This window comes from Terriglobales bacterium, assembly GCA_035487355.1.
Lineage (GTDB): Bacteria > Acidobacteriota > Terriglobia > Terriglobales > Acidobacteriaceae > QIAW01.
In genome coordinates this window covers 36589-61485 of record DATHMF010000104.1, presented here as the reverse complement: position 1 = coordinate 61485, position 24897 = coordinate 36589, and the positions used below count along the sequence as shown (strand labels likewise).

Below are 24897 nucleotides of genomic sequence, written 5' to 3'. Positions count from 1 at the left end.
ACGCAAGCGCCTGACGCTTTGCCTTGATTTTAGATGTGAGATCGCCACCGGCGGATGTAAAAACCGCGTTAATCCTGCTTCAGTGGGAAACGGGAATTTATGCGGTTATAATGCGTGGAACTTCAGCGACGACGTAAGGGATGCACCGTGAAGCTGCGCAACCTGACTATTTCAACCACAAAATTCTTATTGCTGACTCTTTTGGCCATCGGCCAGACTACGGCCGGCCAGCAACAAACCGCCGCTTCGCCAGGCTATAAGCCAGGAGCAGTGGTTGAAAAAGTCACGGCGAACTATGCGGCCGAAAAAGCAGGATTGCTGGAGGGAGATGTCCTTCTGAGTTGGGTCCGGGGCGATGCCAAAGGTCAAATTGAATCGCCGTTCGATGTTTCCCAGATCGAGATCGAGCAGGGACCGCGTGGTGCGGTTACGCTCGAAGGGCTGCGCGGCCCGGAGAAGCGGACATGGACATTTACGCCTGGTGATTGGGGCCTCAAGACCCGGCCGAATCTTCCACCCGATCTTCTTTCGCTTTACCAGGAAGGCCAGGAGCAAGCCAAAGCTGGCAACCTGACGCAAGCCGCTGAGCATTGGCACACTGCTGCCGGCAAGATAGATGGTGCGGCCCCGGCATGGTTGCGCTTGTGGTTGCTCTCTCACGCTGCGGATATATTGGCAGAAGGCCGCCAGTGGAAAGACGCCGATGCCGCTTATCAAGAGGTAATTGCACAGTGCACAGGGGCTGGACAGGAGTTAAAAGCGCAACTGCTGCGAGGATGGGCCGATACATTCCGGCAACGGGCCGATTGGGTCAATGCGGACAAGTACTACCAGCAGGCGGCCGAAGAAAGTCAAAAACTAAGCGCTACCAGTTTGACCTTCGCAGATACCCTGGATCGCACTGGTTATTCCGTCACCTCGCGTGGTGACTTGACGACTGCTGAAAAGTATTTTCTACAGGCCATTGAGATCCAGCAAAAACTGGCCCCAGCCAGCCTTCCCCTGGCGAAGAGCTTCAACGGTCTTGGCAATGTTGCAAAGGCTCGAGGCGATCTGGCTAAAGCAGAGGACTTCTTTCGTCAGGCCTTCGTGATCCGCGAGAAGCTTGCTCCCGGCAGCCTCGATCTCGCGGGAAGCCTGATTAACCTGGGCAACGTGGCGCAAAGCCGCGGGGAGATCGATAAAGCGGAGCAATTCTACCTCCAGTCCCTGGCTATACGGGAGAAATTGTCGCCCGAAAGCCTGGATGTTTCCGCAAATCTCGATAACCTCGGTCTGGTGGCCTGGAATCGCGGCGATCTGGCGAAGGCGGAGGAATACCACAGCAAAGCTTTGGCGATCGAAGAGAAACTTGCTCCCGGCAGCCTCGAGGTTGCACGAAGCCTCAGCAACCTGGCGATCGTGGCCTCAGTCCGCCGCGATCTGGTCAAAGCGGAGGAGTATAACCTGCAAGCGCTGGCCATCCGGGAAAAGCTGGCCCCGGATAGTCTCCTGGTTGCTTCTAGCCTTAATAACCTGGCAATTGTGGCCGAGAATCGCGGTGAATTGGCGAAGGCGGAGAAATACAGCCAGCGTGCTCTGGCTATCAAGCAGAAGCAGGCTCCCAACAGCCTGACTTTGTCATCAACCTTCAATAGCCTTGGCAATATAGCCTACAGATCAGGAGATCTGGCCAAGTCAGAGGATTACCACCGCCAATCCCTTGCCATCAAGGAGAAGCTGGCCCCGGGAAGTCTCGATTTCGCCGTCTCTCTCAGCGATCTGGGCGTTGTGGTTCGAGCTCGCGGCGATGTTAAGAAGGCTGAGGAGTACTATCGCCAGTCCCTGGAAATCAGGCAAAAACTTGCCCCCGGTAGCCTCGATGTTGCCGATGGCCTCAATAATCTTGCGGATCTGCTTCGCGATCGAGGTGATCTCACCCAGGCGGAGGATGACTACCGCCAAGTGCGCGCCATCGAGGCAAAGCTGGCTCCCGAAAGCAAAGAGTACGCCGCGGTATTGGCGGACCTGGCCGGGATCATGCTGCGCAAAGGCGAACTCGATGCGGCCGCACCACTGTTCGAACAGGCCTTGAATGCGCTGGAAGGTCAGACGGCTCATCTTGGAGGTTCAGAGGATGTCCGCTCAAACTTCCGCGCTAAATATCTCAGCTACTATCAGGATTACATTGATCTGCTCATCCGCCAGAAGCGGCCCGAAATGGCTTTTCAGGTGCTCGAGCGCTCCCGGGCTCGGACTCTGCTCGAAATGCTGGCCGAGACCCACATTGATGTTCACAAAGGCGTGGATGCCGCGCTGCTCGAACGAGCACGTTCGCTCCAGGGCGACATCTCGGCCAAATATGATCGCCGCATCCGGCTGCTGGGTTACAAACATACTGACCAGCAGATAGCAGCCATCAGCCAGGAAATTGAAAAACTTCTCGCCGCGCAGAAAGATCTGGAAGAACAGATCCTGGTCAGCAGTCCCAGCTATGCCGCCCTGACTCAGCCACAACCTCTCAGCGCTACACAAGCTCAGCAGTTACTCGATGATGACACGCTGTTGTTGGCCTACTCTCTCGGCCAGGAGCGCAGTTACTTATTTGCGCTGACGCGAGACTCGCTCGACGCTTATCCTCTGCCGAAGCGTTCCCAAATTGAAACAGCTGCCCGCCTCGCCTATAAGGAATTAAGCATCAATAATCCGGTGGCGAGTCATAAATCCACGACGGCCCTCAGCCGCATGTTACTGGATGCCGCCGCTGAGCGCCTGGGCAAAAAACGCCTGGTGATTGTGGCCGATGGGGCACTGCAATACGTCCCCTTTGGCGCGCTGCGGACTCCTCAGGGAGGGCTGCTGATTGCCGGCCACGAGATCGTAAATCTGCCTTCGGCATCTACGCTGGCAGTGTTGCGCAAAGAAACCGAGACGCGTGCACCAGCGCCCAAACAGGTTGCCGTATTGGCTGATCCGGTCTTCGACAGCAACGACGAGCGCCTGAAGCCTGGAACACCCAACGATCCCCAGAAAAAAGATTCTTCACAAAACGAAAGCAACGCTGCAGCAGCAGCCGATGATTCCGCAACCGACCTGTTGACCCGCTCGGCCACTGATATGGGCCTGATGACGAAGGGCGTAATTTATCTTCCTCGGCTGCTCAGCACAAGACAAGAGGCGAAAAGCATTCTGGCGGCAGCACCACCCGGCCAAGGCTTGGCAGCGCTGGATTTTGATGCCAGCCGCGCAACCGCGATCAGTCCGACTCTGGCGCAATATCGAATCGTGCACTTTGCCACGCACGGACTGTTGAACAGCACGCATCCCGAGCTATCAGGCCTGGTGTTGTCGCTCGTGAATCAGCAGGGAAAGCCGCAGAACGGTTTTCTCGACCTGCAGGATATCTACAATTTGAATTTGCCGGCAGATTTGGTAGTGCTCAGCGCCTGCGAGACCGGCCTGGGACAGCAGATCCAGGGAGAAGGCCTGGTAGGTATGACACGCGCATTCATGTATGCCGGCGCGCCTCGCGTGGTAGCAAGTTTGTGGCGGGTACCGGACCGCGCCACATCCGAACTGATGAAACAGTTCTATGCGGCAATGCTGGGCGAGGGCCTGCGGCCGGCCGCCGCCCTGCGTAAAGCCCAGGTAACTTTGTCAAAAGAAAAGCGCTGGTCAGCGCCGTACTACTGGGCCGGGTTCACGTTGCAGGGCGAGTGGAAATAACGTCCACGAACACCTTCCACAAGCGCTTCCATTTCATAGCAGTTAGCACTTGTGCTTGCCGAGGAACCCGGGATTCTTTGCAGGTATAATATTGTTCTCCTGGCCAATCAATAAAACCTAGTGGAAATTAAGGAGTCGGAACTGAGAATACCTCGCATCTCAGAGTGCGGTTCCATTCACATACGATGTATCGAGATACAGTTTTAAACCGATTTATTGTCACATTCTCTCTGAGTGTGACTCTGCTCTACCCGTTACGGTCGCAGGCACAAGAAAAAATAAAGACCGCCTCCGCTTCCAGCGACCACAACCCAGGAGCCGTGGTCGAAAAAATCACGGAGAATTCTTCCGCTGAAAAAGCAGGGGTGCAGGCAGGCGATCTCCTGCTGCGCTGGGTCCGGGGTGATGCCAAGGGTGAAATCGCATCGCCATTTGATGTTTCCCAAATTGAAATCGAACAGGCTCCGCGTGGGACCATCACGCTCGAAGGTTTGCGTGGAACCGAGAAACATACATGGGTGCTTACGCCCGGTGCCTGGGGCCTCAAGACCCGGCCGAATCTTCCCTCAAATCTTATTTCGCTTTACCAGGAAGGCCGTGATCTGGCCAAAACCGGCAAACTAACCGAAGCCGCTGAGCGCTGGCGATCGGCTGCGAGCCAGGTAGATCATTCTGCGCCTGCGTGGTTGCATCTGTGGCTGCTTTTCCACGCGGCAAACGCACTCGCAGGAGGGCATCAGTGGAAAGAAACCAATGCCGCCTATGAAGAAGTAATTGCACAGGCCGCAGATGCGGGCCCGAAGATTAAGGGAGATCTGCTGCAAGCCTGGGCCGAGGCCTTCCGCCAGCAACGCGATTGGGCCAACGCAGAGAAATACTTTCAGCAAGCCGCAGAGGAAAACCAAAAGCTGAGTCCTGAAAGTATGCTTTTGGCAGAGACCTTCGATGGCATGGGTCTTTCGGCTTTGCAGCACGGTGATCTGACCGGCGCTGAAAAGTACTATTCCCAGGCGCAGGCAATCCAACAAAAGCTCGCTCCCGGCAGCCTCAATCTGGCAAAGAGCCTTAACAATCTTGGTCTTCTCGCCCGCCGTCACGGTGATCTGACCCATGCCAAGGAATACTTCGATCAAGCCTTAGACATACGAACAAAGCTCGCCCCAGACAGTCTGGATGTTGCCGATAGCCTGAACAACCTGGGTACCGTAGCGTGGAGTCATGGCGACCTCGCCGCAACCGGGAATTACTACCAACAAAGCCTGGCCATCCGGCAGAAACTCGCTCCCGGCAGTCTGGATGTCGCCACCAGTCTCAGTAATCTGGGCACCGTAGCCTGGAAGCGCGGCGATCTGGCCACTGCAGAAGAGTATTTCAACCAGTCGTTAGAGATCAGAGAAAAACTGAACCCCGGCAGTCTGGATGTTGCCGCCAGTCTCACCAACCTGGGTAGCCTAACCTGGCGCCGTGGCAATCTCGCCAAGGCGGAGGAATATGGCCTCCAAGCTATAGCCATCCAGAAAAAACTTGCTCCCAGCAGCCTCGAAGTTGCCGTGAACCTCAATAACCTGGGTCTGGTGGTCGAGAACCGCGGCGATCTGACGAAGGCACAGGAATACTTCGATCAAGCCTTAGAGATCCGGGAAAAGTTGGCGCCCGGCAGCCTTGAGGTTGCATCCGTTCTCAATAACCTGGGAGATGTGGCCTGGGAACGCGCCGACCTGAACAAGGCAGAAGAGTATCACCGTCGCGCTTTAGACATCCGGCAGAAGCTGGCTCCAGACAGCCTCGATGTGGCGACCAGTCTCAGTAATCTTGGTACGGTGGCTTGGGATCGCAGAGACTTGGCGAAGGCGGAGGAATATGGCCGCCAGGCTTTAGCCATCAAGCAAAAACAGGCTCCCGACAGCCTTACTTTGGCAGAGACCCTCACCGTCCTTGGAGGTGTAGCTCGAGATCGTGGGGACATGGCGAAAGCAGAAGAATATTATCGCCAGGTTTTACCAATTTGGGAAAAACTGGCGCCTGAAAATAAAGACTATGCCGAGACTTTAGCGGCTTTGGCTCGTCTCATGCTGCGCAAGCAGCAAATCGACGCTGCCCTGCCGCTCTTCGAGAAGGCTCTAACCGCCCTGGAAGGTCAGGCCGCTCATCTCGGTGGCTCCGAAGATGTTCGCTCCAACTTTCGTGCGCAATATCTTGGTTGTTATCAGGACTACATTGATCTGCTCATCCGCCAGAAGCAGCCGGAGCAGGCCTTTCAAGTGCTGGAGCGTTCGCGGGCGCGGACCATGCTCGAGATGCTGGCCGAAGCGCATATTGATGTTCACCGCGGCGTAGACGCTGCATTGCTCGAGCGGGAGCGGTCACTTGCAGCCGATCTCACCGCCAAATTCAACGGCCGCATCCGTTTGCTGAGCGGCCCGCATAGCGATGAGCAGGCAGCAGCCGTCAACCAGGAGATCGAAAAGCTTCTGGCCCAGCAGAAAGATACCAGGGAACAAATCCGGGCAAGCAGCCCGGCTTACACCTCCTTGACCCAGCCACACTCGCTGAGCACCAAAGAAGTTCAGCAGTTGCTCGATGGCGATACACTGCTGCTGGCGTATTCTCTGGGCGATGAGCGCAGCTACGTGTTCGCGGTAACGCAGGATTCCCTCGCTGTCTATCCGCTTCCGAAGAGCACCGAGATCGAAGAGGCCACCCGTCGCGCCTACGAAGAGTTGAGTGTCAACAGCCCTGCAACCGGCTATGAATCCACGGTAGCTTTAAGCCGCACTTTGCTGGGTGCGGTCGCTGAGCGCCTGGGGAAAAAACGGCTGGTGATCATCGCTGATGGCGCACTGCAATATGTCCCCTTTGCCGCGCTGCGAACTTCTCAGGGAGCGCCTCTGATTGCCGAGCATGAAATTGTTAATCTACCTTCGGCTTCGACGCTCGCAGTATTGCGCAAAGAAACCGAGACGCGAACACGAGCGCCCAAACAGGTTGCGGTACTGGCTGATCCGGTCTTCGACAGCAATGACGAGCGGCTAAAACCGGCAGCCCCTAATGATCTCCGGAAAAAAGATCCCGCGAAAAATGAAAACAGCACGGTCGCGACTGGAACGCAGCCGGCAATCGTCGAAGATTCCACAGCCGACCTGTTGACCCGCTCGGCTGCTGACCTGGGCATGACCGCCAAAGGTACGCTTTACCTGCCTCGTCTATTGAGCACACGTCAGGAAGCGAAAAGCATTCTCGCAGTAACCCAGGCCGGACAAGCCTTGGAGGCCCTGGATTTTGACGCCAGCCGGGCCACGGCAACCAGTCCAACTTTGGCGCAATATCGAATCGTGCACTTTGCCACGCACGGACTGGTGAACAGCACGCACCCTGAGTTATCAGGTCTTGTGTTGTCACTGGTGAACCTGCAAGGAGAGCCGCAGAACGGTTTTCTCGACCTGCAAGACATCTACAATTTGAACCTGCCGGCTGATTTGGTTGTGCTCAGCGCCTGCGAAACCGCCCTGGGGCACCGGATTCAAGGTGAAGGCCTGGTTGGCCTGACGCGTGCATTCATGTATGCAGGCGCGCCCCGCGTGGTAGCAAGTCTGTGGCGAGTGCCCGACCGCGCCACGGCAGAGCTGATGAAGCAGTTTTATACAGCCATGCTGGTTGAGAGCTTGCCGCCGGCAGCTGCCTTGCGCAAGGCCCAGATAACCTTGTCGAAAGAAAAGCGCTGGTCGGCCCCGTACTACTGGGCCGGGTTCACGCTGCAGGGCGAGTGGAAATGACATTTGCCGAAGCTACTGCCGCGGGGAATGAGCAACCAGCAGATCTGGTAAGAAGAATCCTGGCCGGCGAGCCAAGCGCAGAAGAGGAGTTGGTTTGCCGCTACACGCGGGGCGTGACAATTATCGTTCGGCGGATTGTCAAAGACCCTTCTGTTACCGAGGACCTCTGTCAGGAAACCTTTCGGCTGGTACTGGAAAAAGTCAGGCGAGGAGATTTGCGCGAAGCGGAAAGGCTCTCCGGATTCGTTTGCAGCCTGGCGCGAAACCTGGCGATTGATTATTTCCGCCAGGCAGCGCGGCGTGAAACGCTGGAGGATATGGAAGCCACCCGGCCACTTCCCGACCCTGCCCCCGATCAGCTCAGCCTGCTATTGCAGAAAGAGAAAGCCAAGGCCATCCGGCAGGTATTGAAAGAGTTGAAATCGGAAAGGGACCGTGAGGTGCTCTACAGGTTTTACATCGCCGAAGAAGAAAAAGACCAGATTTGCGCCGATCTTGGCTTGAGCAGCCTGCATTTCAACCGGGTACTTTATCGCGCACGCGAGCGCTTCAGGGAGCTGTGTGAACAGACCATCAAAAAATAGCGCATATCAGGTTGAGATAAATGAATTCTTGTCCACACCTTATGAATGTGAGCAAGAGCCAGAAGAGGGGGCTCCATAGCATGGACCATTCCTACATAGACGAGCACAACATCATCGCTCGATACGGGATGGGAAAGCTCTCATCCGAAGAGTGCGTGAGCTTTGAAGAGCATTTTGTGGATTGTCCCCAGTGCCAGGAGCAGTTGGAGACCACGCAAGACTTCAGACAGGCGTTCAAGACGGTGGCTGCAGAAGATGCGATCAAACCGCATCTCGCCACCGGACCGGGATGGTTGGCCGTATTCAATTGGCGCCCGGCCCTGGTTGCGGTGGCCGCATGTGCTGTTATCTTCGTAGTACCAAGCTTTTTCTTAATCAGGGAGCTGCGCCTTGCGCACGCTGAACTTAGCCAGGCAAGAGCGGCAGCGGCTTCGCATCCAAGTGCATACGAACCCCAGGCCAGCGCGGAATCGGCGAAACCGCTTCCCGAACCACACCCGGCATCGTCGCCCAGGACAGGCGGAGCTACGGCTGTCGCCAGCAACACCAACGCGTCTTCAGAACATACTTCAGGGGAACAAACTGCGGGGGGGCAATCTGCTGCGGGGCTGCCGGCCGTGGCATCCATATTCGCATTAGTGACCGTAAGGGGAGGGGATCTCAACGATTCTGAACCGGTCAACCAGGTTGTGATTTCACGGTCATCACAGTGGGTCGTACTCTCAGTGGATCGAGACGATCTGCAGGATTTACGAAACTATCGCGCCACGTTGGCTGATTCCCATGGACGGGTCTTGTGGCAACTGGGCAATCTTGCGCCTGTGTCGTCAAACGCGCTGGGTATCAGCGTGCCCTTCAATCTCTTGCACGATGGCGATTATCTTCTTACGCTGGAAGGCCGCTCCCGCGAGGCAGGCAGTGCCATCTCTCGCATTTATCCCTTTCGTGTGAAGATTAAGCAGTAGTCTGCAACTTTTCCTGAAAAAATCTTAACCCGCTGGGATAATTCCCCGCTTTTCCCCACTTTGCTCACTGAGCGGCGCCAGTTCCGCTTAGCACTCTCGCCCGAGATCGAAGCAGGAGTTAATCCATGAACAAAGGGAACCTACGTATCATTCTCGCTGCTCTTGCCGTTGTTGCCGGCCTGATGAAGCTTTTTATATACCTGAACACGCCCGAGCAGATGGAATTCCATACCACTGAAGCTGGCGAATACGTTGACAGTGGCAATGTGTACCTCCAGATGGGGCACTATGATCAAGCTATTGAAGATTATGATCAAGCCATTCGCCTGGAGCCCAATAACGCTGTGGGCTATTACGACCGCGGCCTCGCCTACTTGGATCTCGGGCAAGATGAGCGTGCTATTGAAGATTACGACCAGGCCATTCGTTTAGATCCCAACAATGCTGATGCCTACGAGCACCGTGGCGTCGCTTACATCGAGCTCGAACAATATAAACGCGCTATTGAGGACTACGATCAGGCTATTCATTTGCATCCCAATGACCACGAGGCCTACAACAACCGTGGCGCGGCCTATGCCAAGCTCAAGCAATATGAGCGTGCCATTCAGGACTACGACCAGGCCGTTAGCCTGGATCCCAAACCGACTGATACCTATGACAACCGTGGCAACGTGTACGTTGCTCTCAAGCAATACCAACGCGCTATTCAGGACTACGACCAGGCCATTAGCTTGGATCCCAATGATGCTGATTCCTACAGGCACCGTGGAATGGCGTACAAAAAACTCAAACAAAATGATCGCGCCCGTCAGGATTTTGATCGCGCCAAACAGCTTGAGAAAACAGCAGACACGCTGCGGTAAGGATCACATCAGCAAAAAGGAGGGTTGAAAGCATGGATCAGGTGTTGTATGTCTTGGTGTCCGTGTTTTTCATTCTTGCTGCCTTCACAAGGCTGATCGCACTGATAGGTTCCAGAGCGACTACCCAGGCCTCGCACGAAAGCAATAAAGGTATCCAATTGGCAGAGGCAGGAAAATTTCAGGAGGCGATTACACGTTTTAATCGGGCGATTGACCTGAGCCCCAATGATCCTATGGTCTTGTACGATCGCGGCCTGGCTTATTACTATCTGAATCAATATGAACGCGCACTTCAGGATTATGATGACGCCATTTGCTTAAACTCGAATGAATCTATTTTCTATTACAACCGTGGGTTGACCTACAAGGCGCTCAACCAATCTGACGCAGCCATCAAAGATTTCAGCCAGGTCATCCGCTTGGATCCAAGAAATGCGGAGGCCTATTTCAACCGCGGCCTCGCCCACAATATTCTGCGGCAATACGAGCAAGCCATCCAGGATTTTGATCAGGCTGTCCGCTTGGAGCCCTATCACACTCAACTTTTCTATAACCGCGGGCTGGCCTATCAAGAACTCAAACAAGATGTCCGGGCGCAACGGGATTTTGATCACGCCAAAAAACTCGAGGAATCCGGCGACCCGCCGCGGTAAGGATTCGAGTAGCCATGAATTTCATGAAACCCGCGCTAATCGCTCTCTCCGTGATCTGTCTCACAATTTGCGTGTTCAGCGCGCCGCGACACAAGATAACGCCTAAATTCGAACTGCTGCCCGGCGAGCTGGATCTTCGTTCCACTCATTCGAGGGAGCGCTGGCGAGGCACTCCCCAACGGGTCCCTCCGCTGTTCTTGCCCGATGGCAGGATGGTGGTGGTTGCCGCCGATAGCGTCTATATGCTGAGCAAACAAGGAAAACAGCTCTGGAAGTATGCAACCGGGGATGGAAAGGACCCGGAAGAAGTATATGACGAGGGATTTGGAGCAGGAATTGCGGTCAGGGAAATCGCCTTCCAACCCGCTCGCAATGAACTCGCGCTTGTCTGCGAAGATAACCTAAGCGTACGGCTCGATGCGGCCACGGGTAAGCTCAAGTGGGTAAATGAAGAAATGGGTCCGGGCGAGGACTTAGGTGTAATTGCCTACGGTAAGGGCTTTTTATGGCGTGATAACAATGGGTTCGGTTCGGGCGACCTGTCGTATCGCGAAGAAGATGGCGAATGGGCGGTCGAAACCCCCGATGATCCCGAGATTTTTGTAAATGGCGATAAGATTTATTGCATCGAGAGGATCTACTCCAGGAAGACGGGGCGCTACAGAATTCTGCTGCGGGAACTCCATCCGCCCTTGAATCGAGTGAACACCCCGCCGCGGCGATTAACCGATATCCAAAGAGCGGTTGACAATGGTGACTTCCTGCGCGCACAGGGGAAATATCAGGAAGCAATCGCAAGCCTTGATCAGGTCATTCAACACAACCCCGATGTAGCCGAGGCCTACTACGAGCGTGGCCAAGTTTACTATGATCTCGATCAATATGACCATGCCATCCAGGATTACGATCAAGCCATTCGTTTAGCCCCAAATTACCATGAGGCTTATTTCCGCCGCGGCGAGGCCTACCGGCGCCTCAAGCAATATGAGCGTGCCATCCACGACTACACCGAGCCGATTCGCGTGGCTCCAGAAGGCGCCTTTAAAAGCTACATCGCCCGAGGCGACACGTACCGCGATCTTGGACAAGATACGCGTGCCATTCCGGACTACGGCAAGGCTATTCGGCTGGCTTTCTCAAATTACGAGGCCGCTCCTGAGGCCTACACCAAACGTGCCGAGACATACTTTGATCTTGGACAATATGAGCGCGCCATTGCGGATTACGATCAGGTCATTCTCCTGGATCCCGATAACACCAACGCCAACCATAGTCGCGAGCTGGCGTACAAGGAGCTCAAACAACATGCCCACGCCCAGCGACGTTTTAACCCGACTCGACACAAGGTGATACCCAAGCTGGAACTGCTGCCCGGCGAGCTGGATCTTCGGTCCACCCACTCAGCGGACGTTCCCGAGCGAATCCCTCCTCTGATCTTGCCCGATCACAGGATGGTTGTGGTCGCCGCCGATACCGTCTACATGCTCAGCGCAGAAGGAAAGCAGCTTTGGAGATATGCAACCGGAGAGGCAAGCGACCCCGATGAAATGCCTGTTGGCGACGGAAGTGTGGTCATAGAAATTACTTTCAATGCTGCGCTCAACGAACTCGCGCTTTTGGGTGTAGATAGTCTCACCGTACTGCTTGACGCGACCACGGGGAAGGTCAAACATCAAAGCCAGCCCAATGGCCCAGGCGTTGAATTGAGCATGCTTGCCTACAAAGAAGGCTATCTAAGGCGCTACGACCCGGGAGCGGGGAGCCATCCCCAAGACCATTTGGCATACGCGGAAAACCCTTCCGAATCCGGCCTCTGGAACGTTTGGGATATCGATCTTCCCGACAGCGATGCCGAGATTTTTGTAAACGGAGACAAGATCTATTACATGCGCAGGAGTTATTCCAAGAAAACCGGCGGTTACAGAATTCTTCTGCGCGAATTCCATCCGCCACTGACGACGCAAAAATGCGACGATTGCGACGCCAAGACAGTATCTGGAGCCGATGCCGATGCCGATGCCGCCAAGGCGGTTCAAGAAAGCAGGCTGCTCTCCGCTGAAAAGAGGATCGCAAGCCTGGACCAGACGATTCGCTCATACCCCAACTACGCTGAGGCCTATGCGAGCCGTGCCGAGACTTACCACACTCTCAGACAATACGACCGTGCCATTCAAGATTACAGCCAGGCCATCCGCTTGCGACCTGATGTCACAGAATACTACCGTGAGCGCGCCAACCTATATTACCTATTGGAACAACCTAAGCTTGCGATTCAAGACTACGATGAGGCTATTCGTTTAGATCCAGAGAATGGCCACGTGGCCCGTGGCCAGGTCTACGTTGATCTCGGGCAAAAGAAGCGGGCCTTTCGGGACTTCGCCGAGGCCATTCGCTTAAGTCCAGAGGATGCGTCCGATGTCTACATGGCCCGTGGCGATGCTTACCGTGAGTTTGGAGAGGATGCGCACGCCATTCCCGAGTACGGCAAAGCCATTCGGTTGCTTGGACCGCAGCCTGAAGAGGCCTACAGCAAACGCGCCGAGACTTACTCATCTCTTGGACAGTATGAGCGTGCCATTGCAGATTATGATCAGATCATTCGCTTAGATCCCGATAACTATGAGGCTTACGCTGGACGTGGCTCAGTCTACTTGTCTCTCAAACGATATCAACAAGCTATCAAGGACTACAACCGGGCCATTCGCTCAGAGCCAACGTGGGGTGCTTTGTACTGCGACCGTGGCGATGTGTACCGCGCTCTTGGCGAATACAAGCGCGCCATCGAGGATTACGACCAAGCCATTCGTCTGGACCCTAATCAGTGGTACACCTTTTACAGCGGTCGTGGCGCAGCTTACCATAAGCTCAAACAATACCAGCAGGCCATTCAGGATTACGATCAAGCCCTTCGCTTGCTAGGTGCTGATGAGGCCTTGTATTTCAGCCGTGGTGTCGCTTATCTCGATCTGAAGCAATACCAGAACGCGATTCAGGATTTCGATCAGTTCATTGGCTTGCACCCTATTGACGCGGATGCCTACTACAACCGTGGATTGGCATATAAAGCCCTCAAGCAAGACGACCGCGCCCAACAGGATTTTGATCGCGCCGAAAAACTCAAAACGTCCTCCAGCGCGCGCTGATCAGGAGTAAGCCAGGTGCCTTTTACTTTTTTCACTCTTCTACCTAACGGCGATATCAAGATCCCTGATCAGAACGGTGCCACACGCATCATCGGTCCCGGGCATCCCGACTACCGGCGCCTTTGACGGGCAACAGACGCCAGGTTTACCCAACATAGTTCCGTGAGAAGGGCTCTGCGGTACAGAAGCAATCAGATTTTTTTTGCGGCAGCCACCCGAAAAAATCAGGAATAGGATGAGATAGTTCCGTGCTTTTCCCCACTTTACACAGTAGGCGCCGTTGGGTGCTGAAAGAGGGAAGGAAGACCACGGGAAGGGGCCTTTCTTCCCTCCAAAAGACCCTGAACCCTTTCCCCATTTACTCCTCATTTTGCAAACATCTACCGAACCCAAGGTAGAATGGCGGAGTAGCTCAACTGATTTTGGGCAAGCACTCCGAACCATGCAGACTAAATTATTCTGGATGATCTTCCTGATCCTCAGCGTTCTGGCGGATATTTATCTCCCGCTCATTTGGGGATTGCTCGCCACCCTTCCCATCGCAATTCTAAGTTGGTGGATTGTCTATCGCAGCGGCTGGCTACCCTGACTGCAGCAGCCGGATCCCCAGCCTTCTTCCGCAAAAACCAGCACAAGTGAAATAGATGGCCTCGATAGCAGAAGAGGATTTTTGTGGCTAAGAAAAACCTTCTTATGCGTGAGATAACTGACCGGCTTCCCCCACTTTACTTCTAAGACGCAAACTTCGTGATTACATCTGGCCGAGAAAACGGAATATACAACATGAACAACCTCCGTAAGGTCTTGACCGAAGACATAAGTTATTTATACCTGCTTGCATTTCTCCTCACCGGAGATCAAAACGCGGCCATGCAGTGCGTGGTCAACGGTCTTGAAGATTGCATTGCTGATAACTCAGCCTTCAGGCATTGGGCGCGCTCGTGGAGCACGCGCACCATTATCAGGAATGCGGTCCAAATGATTGCACCCGCGCCGAACCAAACCGGGAGCTCGTCGCCGGTCCACCCGGCAGTGGAAGCACAGTGCAACGCAGATGCCTTGATCGCTGCGGTCATTCAACTGCCGCCATTTGAACGCTTTGTTTTTGTGATCTCGGTGCTCGAAGGTTATTCTGATCGCGACTGTTCTACACTGCTGCACTGCACGCCTGAAGAGATAACTGCTGCGCGTGCACGCGTGCTCCAGAGCGTAACCGTGCCCGGCGAAGCAGCTCCTGTGGCGGCAAAATCGCGCTCCTGGCAGGGATCCCTGTTATCTCACGCAATTGCCTTTCTCGCCGCAATCAATGTTTTACTGTGACCAATGGTAGATCTCCCCGGGCGGATTCGAAGCCCATTCCGTATGACCCGCCACATGGTCCCATTGTGGTATCAAAGTCTTGGTTCCCGCAGAAACGAGGATTACCATTGTCCTTGGAAGTGTGTCCAGCATCCAGAATGCGGGGCACGGTGAGCTTTGGAGAGCGCTGCGAACCGAGAGCGAGTCGGGCCCCTTACGGTCTTTGAAAATTTGCAAAGCCTTTACCCAGGTGCCTAAGCTTTTTAAGTCTTGCTGTATCTGTTTCTGTGCTGCTCCCAGCGCCGGAGCCGGGGTCCCCAACACGCGCCGCGTGTGTTGGGGTGGGGAAGGCGCGGCCAGAGGTTAGCCGACCGCGGAAGCGCTGGGTAAGCTGGAAAAAGATCGTGAGCCCTGGAAGAGCGGCACTTGCCAAATAGAGCAGGTCTCCAATACTTCAAAAACAGCACGAATGATACACATTCAGTAAACACCACAGACTACCTCAGCTAGTCTTCGCCGCGACAACAACCTTCCCCAATAAATACGCGGCGATCACGCTGTTTCAGTCACCCTAAACAATATCCAGCAAGTGGGGTAGGGGAGCTGGCTTTTTGCACGAGAAGCCGAGGGCATGAAGATAACTAAACAGTAATCCAATCTAGTTAATTAACTTCCCAGATTCCATGTTTCCTAAAAAGCTATATCCGTCTCTTCTCCCCAGCGCATAGAGGTAATCGATCTTGGCGGGGTCGGTATAGTCCCAGCTCGCCACATTCACGTATTGCGAGGGCCCGGCGTAAACGAAACCAGGACGACCGTTCATCTGGTTCCTTTTTCTGGCGAGCAACACCAGGGTTGGGCCCGGCTCTTCCGGCAGCCCGCTCACTGGAACATTCTCGACCAGGCCTCCGTCTAACGCGATGCGGCCATCGAGTGAATACAGGGGAGTAACCGGTGGGGTGCAGGAAGAGGCCAGCACCAGGTCGGCAAGTTCTGCCGGTGTCCGGCACTTTTTAACGGAGACGAACTCCTTCGAGAAGCCCACCCGCGCCTCGAGTTCACGGTAGAACTCGCTCTCGGCTTGGCCCTTCAGGGCACACATCGCCAGCCCGGCCAATATCCCCGGATACCCGGGCAACGATGAAGACGTCCTGGTTAACAGGACGTGAATCTCCGGCCCCGAATACAGCGCCTCGATTGCCGACTGGTCAAAGATGCGGATAAGCGTTTCACGATAAATGGCGGCATGAGGAAAGACCGGCTGGTCACCGAACAGGTTCGATAGGTAGATATTTTTCTTGTTGTTCGCTATACAGGCTTTGAAACACTCTATCGCCCATTCCAGCCTGCCCGTGATCATGGCGCATGCGATGGCCGAACTGGCGCTCACAGAAGATATGAAATCGGGCCTGATACGGCTCTCTTCATTCAAGACCGAGATGAACCCGGCCTGCCAGGTGCACTTGATTCCGCCACCCTCTAAGACGAGATGTTTTACCTGCTCTAACATTCGGTCCTGCTGAACGTCGCGGCTGCAGCTATTTTAGCGCTTCCAGGCCAGGTTGGAAGAACGATGATAAATAGTGCCCGATGGCCGGGAACTGGGTTGCCAACAAGGTAAGCAGCGGCACAGCGCCAAAGGAGATGACCCGGTAATAGAAGTCCAGCCCAAGCTCGTTGGGTTTGGTGCCGGTGATGCGGCTCAGGATGGGGTCCTTGTGCAGCTGCATAAGGACAATCAGGATCGTGACACCAATGACGGCAAAGATGGCGGTAAATGACCAAACCAGGGACTGGTGGGGCTCAAAGGCGTAGACATTCAGCGAGATCAGCGCCAGGCTGAACAAAATAGCCAGCAGGATCAGCAAATGCTTGATGTGCCCCAGCACGCAGCGGATAAATGCCATGTAGCGCAGGGCCACGAACTCCTCCAGGCGCTGCATCTGCAGTACCTTCTCATCGGTCTTTTCCGGCTGGCAATAGACAACGACCTGCTTTTCGCCTTTCTCCAGCTCGTCTTTTTCTTCCGAACAGTGCGTCAGCCAATATCCTCGAAGGTCGCTCAGGCAGGCATTGAGCACATTTGCCAGCAGCCCCTGAAGCTCGCAGAAGCACTTCTCCACGGCGTGAAGAATCTCGCTATCCGCCTTTGCTTTCGAAGGGGTGCGGTTGTCGGCGGTGGCAGCTTGTTGAGAAGAAACCGTTCTGCCCGGTAATTGGTTGCGGAGCTCGTTTCTTTTGGCCACGGCCGCTTCTATGGCTTGTTTTAGAGCGTCGTCCACCTTCAGTTGGGCGTCCGGATCACGGCCGCAACTGTTGATCTGTTCTATGACCTCGAAAGAGCGGGCCATATTGGTCCATTCAACGTCCTGTCCACCGGACTCCCATATAGGAGACCAACTCCCCTCTTTCAGGCGGCTGAAGGCCAGGCGAATCGGCGACCACTCCAGCTCCCGCAAGAGCTTTCTCAGCCTCGACCAGATTTGTACCAGGCGCAGCCCGCCGGAGAGCGTTAGCGCCACCAAGATGCACAACAGCACGCCATAAAGCACGCTAAAAGCAACGTGCTCAAACAACCAGAAAGGCTGGAAAGGATTGAAGAAGAACAGCCATACCCCGAAGATGAGAAAAAAAACGATCTGATAGTTTGGGTTGAGAAAATACCTGTAGACAGAGTCCGCAATGCAATTTTCACTCCGGGCGCCAGGGAGGCCATTGGTAATGTTCAGCTTCGGGCGAACGTGATCATGAAAGCGCAGCCGCCATATCTCAAAGACGCACCAGCAGTACGAGGCGGCAAACAGCGGGAGCATAGGCGTAAACGGGGAGACGCCGGTTGCCAGGTTCACTGTACGATAAGCGAAAAAGAAACCATAGTGCGAGGGGCCGTCAGCCAGAAGCAACAGCCAGAGTCCTGCTCCGGCGACGGCAAGAACCCACACTACCGCACAAAGACCGTTCTTGCTCCAGAAGGGGAGCTTTGCCTCCGCTTGCTTCTCTTCTTTTGCTTTCTGCCAAATCCCATGGAAAACATAATTCAGCCAGGCACAGATGAGCAAAAGACCCAAAATGGCAATAGGGACCACAACCACAATTGCCAGGACAGAAAATCCTGCACGAAGGCCGAAGCGCCACGCTGGTGCTGCCAGCATCGCCAAGGCAAGGGCGAGACAGGCAGAAGCCACGTTGATGAAAAATAGACGTTGTCCGGGAGCTGCGCAGCCCAGGGCAAAGTCGCGGAACCGTGACTTCAAATTCGAAGCTGTCCAGAGTATGAAAATATGCAGGAAGGCGAGCGCACACAGTAGCAGCGTGATTACATGCCAGCCCGCGGAAAAATCTACATCTTCCAATATAGGGTCGAGACCTTGCGTCGGTGTTGTAGAGCCGGATTCTGGCTCCCGGGTAAGGATCTGTATCGGCCAATACCCTCCCGTACCTACCGCTGTGAGCCATAGCGGAAGCGGCGTTGTTTTGGGATCAAAGTCCGCTTGAGATTTCACGAAAGGCTCGCGGAATTCACGAAGACCGGAATTTTTATCCGGGTCAGGCGCGGGAACCACTTGTTTCATTACCAGCAAGGCGGCGTTGTATTGGCCTTCCTCATATTGATCGGCAAGTGGCAGATATTTGAGGGCTGGTCTCCTGTTTGTCTGGTTCGTTTTGTCCTGGCTTGTCCAATACGAGTTGCGCCCCACCAGCGGATAGGTTGTGACCGCAAGCATTCCGATGTACGGCACGTTATCAAGCTGGCGCTCAAACATCAGGTCTGAATTGAGAACGAAAAGGCGGGCATCCGGGCAGGCGTTCCGAAGAAAATTGCTAAGAAACAGAACATCCAGCACATTACTGCCAATCACTCCAATGTACTTGTAGTGCTCGCGCCGCAACTGGAGCCCGATTTGCATCAGCACCGCCTCTTTAGAGAGCGGCCCCTGTTGCATGGAGAAGTCGGGTGGCTCATCGCTGTTGTTGGGTTGCCTGTCGGTAAGATCGAACGGCAGGGAATTTTGTGCAGCCCCTGAATTGTTCGCCCCAGAAGCGGAGGTCTGGCCCACCGCCTTCTGGTATGCGTTGCGCAGGCTGGAAATCTCGCGCGGATAAGAAAAAGAGTCCAGCTCGCAGGAGACAGGCTGATCGTCAGGATCGGTCCTGCGCTGCGTCTCAGAATCGGTCCTGCTCATCCCACTGCTCCCTACCGTCCCATAGGTGGTGGCCGCTTCCGAGAGGATTGCGATCTCCGCATGGCCCTTGCAGTTAATGTTCTTGCTCTGTTGCAGCAGACTTACAAATTTGCTGACCGCGGTCTCTGTGTCGTTCACCAGAGACCTGAACTTGAGATGCGGCGGGCTTGTCTCATCTGGTTGAATACAGGCGGGAGAAAACGATTTTTCCAATAGTGCAGGTTGATCGAACAAGTGTTGATTGTGAATAGCACATAGGCTTGAAACCGTGCCGCTGTATGCCGTGAAGTCTGGGGAACTCTTTGCGGCGGTCAATCTCCGCAAAGATTCGAGGGATCCGGAAAAGGTAGGCCCCATGATCCAGATTCGGCCTGAGTTGCCACACCCAGACTCCTGCTGCCCGGGATTCATACAAACCTTCTGCACGTAATCCACAGCGTTGCTGAACTGGGTGCCATTGATACCGGCGGTGGATGTATCGGCGACCAGAAAAACGTAAAGAACGCTTGGAATCTTCTCGCTCGCTGCGCCGTTCCATCGGAACATGACTAAACCCGGATACGCTTCTTTTTCATTTTGGTCTTTCGTTGATGGCCGCGACCCGTCGCTGCCTGTCGGCCACGGCAGCCAGTAATCATCAATTACGTAATTCATGGATTGCGCCGCTAGCTGCAGGGCTTCGACTGACCGGTCGAATACGAGCGCCATATGACTGTGGACCGGGTCGGGCACGATCGCAATCATCGCCCGCACTTGCTCCTGGGGCGGAATGCACCATTGTTTGTCTCGGGGATCCTCCCCTTGTGCCATAAATAAAGGACATTCACCTTCAGGCCGCTTCCCGGCAAAGTGCCGGCGCGAGGCCTGCCATGGACCATCTTCTGGCCATGTCTTCGGCGAGCTTTGCGTCTCAGCCAGAGCCGCGGCCGCCAAATGCTCCATCTGTGTTGGATTCACAGCGGCAACGCCGGGACCGGTTGTCGAGCCGCGCAGCAGGAAAAGTGCGAGAATGGCAGTTCCCAAAGCAGAACCGGCAGCGGCGCCGCGCTTCATGGCTGGGCCTGCCCCAGCCGCTCAAATGCCTCCTCCAGGTCTGAACCGAGCTCGAAATCATGCAGCGTCTTGCTTGCCACATGCAAGCCAAGCCGCCTGTAGCTTTCGAACTGCGATTCAGAGAAGAACTGCTGAGCAGTAGACTGCTGCGGAAACTCGCTGTGTTCGCTGCGATATTCCTCAACATCTGCAGGTTCGTCTCCGGTGATGCTGGACTTGAGGTACAACAGACAGCCCGGCGCGCTATTCGGTTCCGGGTAATGGATTCGTCCTACCACGTAATGCGAGCCGTTGAGACCGTCGCGGGGCCGGATAGGACGCGGGTCAATTTCAATCTCCACCCCGAAGTCGGTCCGGCACTTCCGCACTGCGCCGCCCAGAGATCCAAAGTGGTAATCGCTGTCCGCTTCTCCATCAATCGCGATCACGTAGTGGCAACGCCGGCGTACCAATTCGTAGAGTCCGAGATTTTCGAAATGACCACCGTCAGAGAGATTCAGGTAACTCGAGCTTTCGTCCACAAAACCAAACAGCTCCCGCCCCAGCCACCACAGCGCCAATAGAGGCCCCGACCTCTGATAAGTGTTTGCATCCATGGGATTACCCATCCACCAGCCTAGCCGCACATCGAACAAGGTCAACAGGAACGCGGTTTGCGGTGAAGAGTGGTATCCGCTGTTGGGATTCACCGCCGCTCCTGATATTGCCATCGCTGTACCCAGGTGCAAGCCACCGCCGCCCGTCACCTTGCTATCTACAAAAGTTGCCGCCTCGGGCGCCTCACCCCGGGCGATTCGGTCGGCTTCCGAGCGTCCCGGGAAGAACCCGGAATATTGGGGGGTAAATATCCAGGGAAGTGCTTTTCTCTCCTGGCTGGCCAGATCGGAACCGGCGGTTACGGTGAGGGTGGCGTTCACAATAGGGTAAGGAACATGTAGAGGTTGGGATGCGTTGTACTTAAGATCAGCCAGCGGGAGATCGTCCTGCGGATCGAATCCAGTGAATGAATCTGCTGCCCGCGTTTTAGTCGCGCTTGCTCCCAGATAGCAGCGCACCAGGCGGTTCTTGTAAAAGTGGTGCATAGAAAATTCGTTGATATTCACTCGCACAGAAAGCACGAGGAAGATCACGGTAAACAGAATCAACAGCGCAACCGGATAGACCCATGGTGGCGTAGTAATCGCAATCGAATCCCAATACGAATTGGCAAAGTTAGAGAAAAACGACCCAGGTTTGCGGATTATATTGATATGCAGCAATACCTGCGCGAAGAACGTCACCGCCACCAGAAAACCAGGAACAGCAATAAACGGCCCGTAGCGCGCGACTAGATCAATGGTCTGGCTTTGGTTGGCTCCGCCGCTGCCATTTGTGGCTCCGGTTTTGCTGCTCTTGCCTGCCAGGACGCTCATGACCGTGCTCGCAATCCAGGCAGTCGCTGCGGAAATGATAGGCACTTTGCTTTTCATCCAGATTTGCGCAACTCCGAGCGGCAAAAAAATCGCAATGGCGAACAGGATTGCCCACACCCCGGTGATGGTCACAAGCAGGGCGCCGGTTCGGGCAAGCCACTCCCGGCTCGAATCGGGAAAATCTTGTCCCATCAGGCCAATTTGCAGGGTCATCCCTGCCATCAATACCAGCGAATAGAGAGGAGGCGCCCACGCCATTGACAATTGGCTCCCCGAAGACGACGTGACGTCCCAGGAGATCACGAGCCTTGTGACCAGAACAAATAGAAGCCATGTGAGGCCGGTGCTTGCCAGTGACATCCAGATGATATGGAGGAGCGCAACAAGACCGCCGCGGTTATTGCGGCGCGCCTTGAAGCAAAGCACGAAGCCACCGTGCCACTGCAGGGCCGCAAAAAGTATCCACAGCAGCAGCCCGCCAACCACAGCCACAGACCGCAAAGGAGCTCCTTTAGGAGTGACCGTACAAGTGAGAAAAATCACGGCTAAGAAGATGGGCAAAACCACCAACTTCCACACCGCTCCTGTGCCTTTCCCTTTTGGGAATGCTGCTTTAGCATCAGGATCGGATTCCCGTTTCGCAATTCGGCTGAGGTTGTAGATGAGTGAAATCACTGTAACCAGGGCCAATGCCACCGAAAGACCCAGAAACACCCAGGAATAGGTTGTCCCATCCGTGACAGCCAACTGGTGAAGTCCGATACCGGGCCACGCCACCAGCAGAAACAGCGCCGCAAACGCCGAAATGATGATGGCCTGGTTAAGCATCATGTTTCGAAACCAGATGAGCGGAATAAGCAAAGTGTCTATAGAGAACCCGTGCCGAGGCGCCAGGTAGTTGCTGTATTTCCGCAAGAACGTGATGGGGTCTTCGCTCGAGGGCCCCGGAACTTTCCGGGTCAAAGCCTCATAACTTTGGTCGCGTTTCAGAACACCCTGAAGCCAGGACCCGATGTATCCGCCCCCGGAAACAGTCGAGAGGTAATCGGCTTTTGACAGCAGCTCCTTTTCTTCCAGGCCTTGCAATACGCCAAGCGCAAATGTCGCGCTGCGGATTCCTCCTCCAGAAATCGAGACTCCAAAGAGCTTCTGGTCATGGCAATGCTGGACCCACTCCGCGCGGTCCAATATGGGAAGATCAACGCCTCGCCGGTGCAGGATGTCTTCCAGCTCGGCAACGGCGACCTGGGAAAATTCGACTGCCTTTGGATTCACCTTCATGCTTTTTGACCTCGCTGCGCATCCTCGATGATCACGTCAGAGGCCTTCTCGCTGACCATGTAGATCGGAGTCACGATGAAGTAGCCTGGGATTTTCGGAAAAACCGAGGCGTCCACTACTCGCAGCCCTTTGGTTTTTCGGACGCGGAAACGGCTGTCCAGAACGGCCATGTCGTCGTTATCCGCCCCGATTTTGTTGGTGCAGGAAGCATGATGACCCCAGGCTTCGTTCTGGATAAAGTCGCGCAGCTTTTCTTTGCTGTCGATTCCGGGGCCCGGCACCAGCTCATCGCCAATGATCCCAGAGAGCCTTTCATTCATATCGCGAACAAACTCGACCCCTTCGATGACTGCTTCGAGATCGGCTCCGCTCTGGTCATTGCCTTCACTGAAGTAGCGAAATTCGATTACCGGTGTATCGCGCGGATCGGCCGAGCGCAGCGTTACCCGCCCGGCCGTATTATTTGTGTGCGCTTTGAGAATCGCCCACGTAAACCGGTTATGGTAGCGCTCGAAGTTCTTGGAATATCCCGGCTCGTAGCCTTTAAAGAAACCCGGCAAGCCGAATACATAAAGGTCCGGCTCGGGTTTGTCCTGCGTAGATTTCTTGATGATCCCGATCAATGCGCCGTTGGAAGCATAGATGCCTTTGCCTTGCTTCCACTCTTCGAGGTAGGCATCCACCGGAGCGCCTTTTTCAGGCGGAGCGAACGTTGCCCCTTCCAAGAGGCTGAACGGCCGCTTCAATTCAGATACCACGCCAACTTCGTAACGATCTTGCAGATTTGCGCCTACGCCAGGCAGGTTCGCAACTTCGCGGATACCGAATTTGCTCAGTTGCTCGCGCGGCCCAACTCCAGAGAGCATCAGCATCTGAGGGCTATTGAAAGCGCCTCCGGCCAGAATCACTTCGCGGGCAGTTGCGCTGCGCGCTGCCAAAGGCGCGTGGCCGTCAAATCCAGGATCGGCTTTATAAAGGTGCGCACCCTCAAAGAACTCCACTCCAACCGCTGTGTTTCCGTCAAACAATACGCGGGTCACCAGCGCTCCCAGTTGTATCGTCAGATTGTTTGGATACTCCTTCTGCGTCTTTAATAGATACTCCCGTGGGCCGTTCCGCTTCCCGTTGGCAACGGCAAGCGGGGTAAACGCAAGTCCTTCAGAATTATTCTTACGGTTGCGGGAATCGTTTGGGTCAAAGCGGCACTCCAAACCGACTACCGGATTCCCAATATGGTCCTTCAACACTTCTTTTACTCCGTTGAGAAGCAGGGCCACAATCTCCAGATCTTTCAAAGCTAGCTTGGGATCGCCTTCACTGGTGGTGAGCCAGCCCTTAAAACCGTGCCCATGATGCCAGTCGCGCCAGTCTTCCTGACCTTCTAAAAGCTCGGTAATGCTCGATACCACGCCTTGGGCAACGTATTCCGGCGAGTCCGGCGGGGAAACATAGGTGCAGTTTTCCAGGCGCTCGAAATAGCTGCTCATTTTTTCTGCGTTCCAGCTTTGGTCGCCGGTGATCTGCGCGATGCAGTTCCAGTCGCTGTCCTGTGGCATCACCGTAATCATGGCATTGTGGGCGGTGCAGCCTCCCAGAGTTCCCGCGCGCGGATACCAGATGCCGTTCATCGCCTCCACGAATTTCGAATCCAGCTTCTGCCTGGCCGTATCGGAATAATGACGGACCGAATAACTCCAGGCGCATCCCGGGTACTCGGTAGAGAGACCGTGAAAAATCGGTACCTCGTACATGTAGCTTCCCAGTTCGTCCGACGCGCAGGAATCGCCTCCAGCTTCGAGTACCAAAACTTTGAATCCGGCGCGCGCCAGGTTCGCCGCAAGTGGCCCTCCTCCTGCTCCCGAACCTACGATGATGTAGTCAAAATCTCTTGCGCTCATTTCTCTCTCCTGCGCTGGGTTATTAAAATACGTTGCAAATCTTTGGGAACACTCCGGCTGCGACCCCGATGCAAGGCTCAC

13 protein-coding genes are annotated in these 24897 nt (G+C 55.0%); 9 read left to right on the top strand and 4 right to left on the bottom strand.

Annotation, left to right across the window (positions count from 1 at the left end):
• Window positions 1–147: 147 nt before the first annotated feature.
• From VK738_18575 to VK738_18535, 9 genes are all read left to right on the top strand, one after another.
• Complete coding sequence (locus VK738_18575; GenBank protein ID HTD24668.1) at window positions 148–3705, top strand: CHAT domain-containing protein; 3558 nt, start codon at window positions 148–150, stop codon at window positions 3703–3705.
• Window positions 3706–3941: 236 nt separating this feature from the next.
• Window positions 3942–7478 carry a tetratricopeptide repeat protein gene (locus VK738_18570; GenBank protein ID HTD24667.1) on the top strand — a complete coding sequence of 1179 codons (3537 nt, stop codon included), beginning with the start codon at window positions 3942–3944 and terminating at the stop codon, window positions 7476–7478.
• Window positions 7475–8062 carry a sigma-70 family RNA polymerase sigma factor gene (locus VK738_18565; GenBank protein ID HTD24666.1) on the top strand — a complete coding sequence of 196 codons (588 nt, stop codon included), beginning with the start codon at window positions 7475–7477 and terminating at the stop codon, window positions 8060–8062. The genes VK738_18570 and VK738_18565 overlap by 4 nt, the downstream gene beginning before the upstream one ends.
• Before the next feature lie 80 nt (window positions 8063–8142).
• Window positions 8143–9027 carry a hypothetical protein gene (locus tag VK738_18560; GenBank protein ID HTD24665.1) on the top strand — a complete coding sequence of 295 codons (885 nt, stop codon included), beginning with the start codon at window positions 8143–8145 and terminating at the stop codon, window positions 9025–9027.
• Window positions 9028–9152: 125 nt separating this feature from the next.
• Complete coding sequence (locus VK738_18555; GenBank protein ID HTD24664.1) at window positions 9153–9893, top strand: tetratricopeptide repeat protein; 741 nt, start codon at window positions 9153–9155, stop codon at window positions 9891–9893.
• 32 nt (window positions 9894–9925) lie between these two features.
• Window positions 9926–10546 (top strand): tetratricopeptide repeat protein, encoded by a 621-nt coding sequence (locus tag VK738_18550; protein ID HTD24663.1) that lies wholly within the window; start codon window positions 9926–9928, stop codon window positions 10544–10546.
• A 23-nt stretch (window positions 10547–10569) separates the two neighbouring features.
• Window positions 10570–13689, top strand: a complete 3120-nt coding sequence (locus VK738_18545; protein HTD24662.1) for a tetratricopeptide repeat protein — start codon at window positions 10570–10572, stop codon at window positions 13687–13689.
• A 442-nt stretch (window positions 13690–14131) separates the two neighbouring features.
• A complete protein-coding gene (locus tag VK738_18540) occupies window positions 14132–14278 on the top strand; it encodes a hypothetical protein (GenBank protein ID HTD24661.1) in 147 nt (48 codons plus the stop codon).
• 194 nt (window positions 14279–14472) lie between these two features.
• Entirely contained in the window at window positions 14473–15009 is a 537-nt protein-coding gene (locus VK738_18535; protein HTD24660.1) for a hypothetical protein, read from the top strand.
• A gap of 637 nt (window positions 15010–15646) precedes the next feature.
• On the opposite strand, the gene VK738_18530 is transcribed toward VK738_18535, so the two are convergent.
• The 4 genes from VK738_18530 to VK738_18515 are packed head-to-tail and all read right to left on the bottom strand — an operon-like array spanning window position 15647 to window position 24816.
• Window positions 15647–16498, bottom strand: a complete 852-nt coding sequence (locus VK738_18530; GenBank protein ID HTD24659.1) for a patatin-like phospholipase family protein — start codon at window positions 16496–16498, stop codon at window positions 15647–15649.
• A gap of 28 nt (window positions 16499–16526) precedes the next feature.
• Complete coding sequence (locus tag VK738_18525) at window positions 16527–20225, bottom strand: hypothetical protein (GenBank protein HTD24658.1); 3699 nt, start codon at window positions 20223–20225, stop codon at window positions 16527–16529.
• Window positions 20222–22918, bottom strand: coding sequence for a patatin-like phospholipase family protein (locus VK738_18520; GenBank protein ID HTD24657.1), 2697 nt, complete (start codon window positions 22916–22918; stop codon window positions 20222–20224). Before VK738_18520 ends, VK738_18525 begins: the two co-directional genes overlap by 4 nt.
• Complete coding sequence (locus VK738_18515) at window positions 22915–24816, bottom strand: GMC oxidoreductase (GenBank protein HTD24656.1); 1902 nt, start codon at window positions 24814–24816, stop codon at window positions 22915–22917. Before VK738_18515 ends, VK738_18520 begins: the two co-directional genes overlap by 4 nt.
• Window positions 24817–24897: the final 81 nt, after the last annotated feature.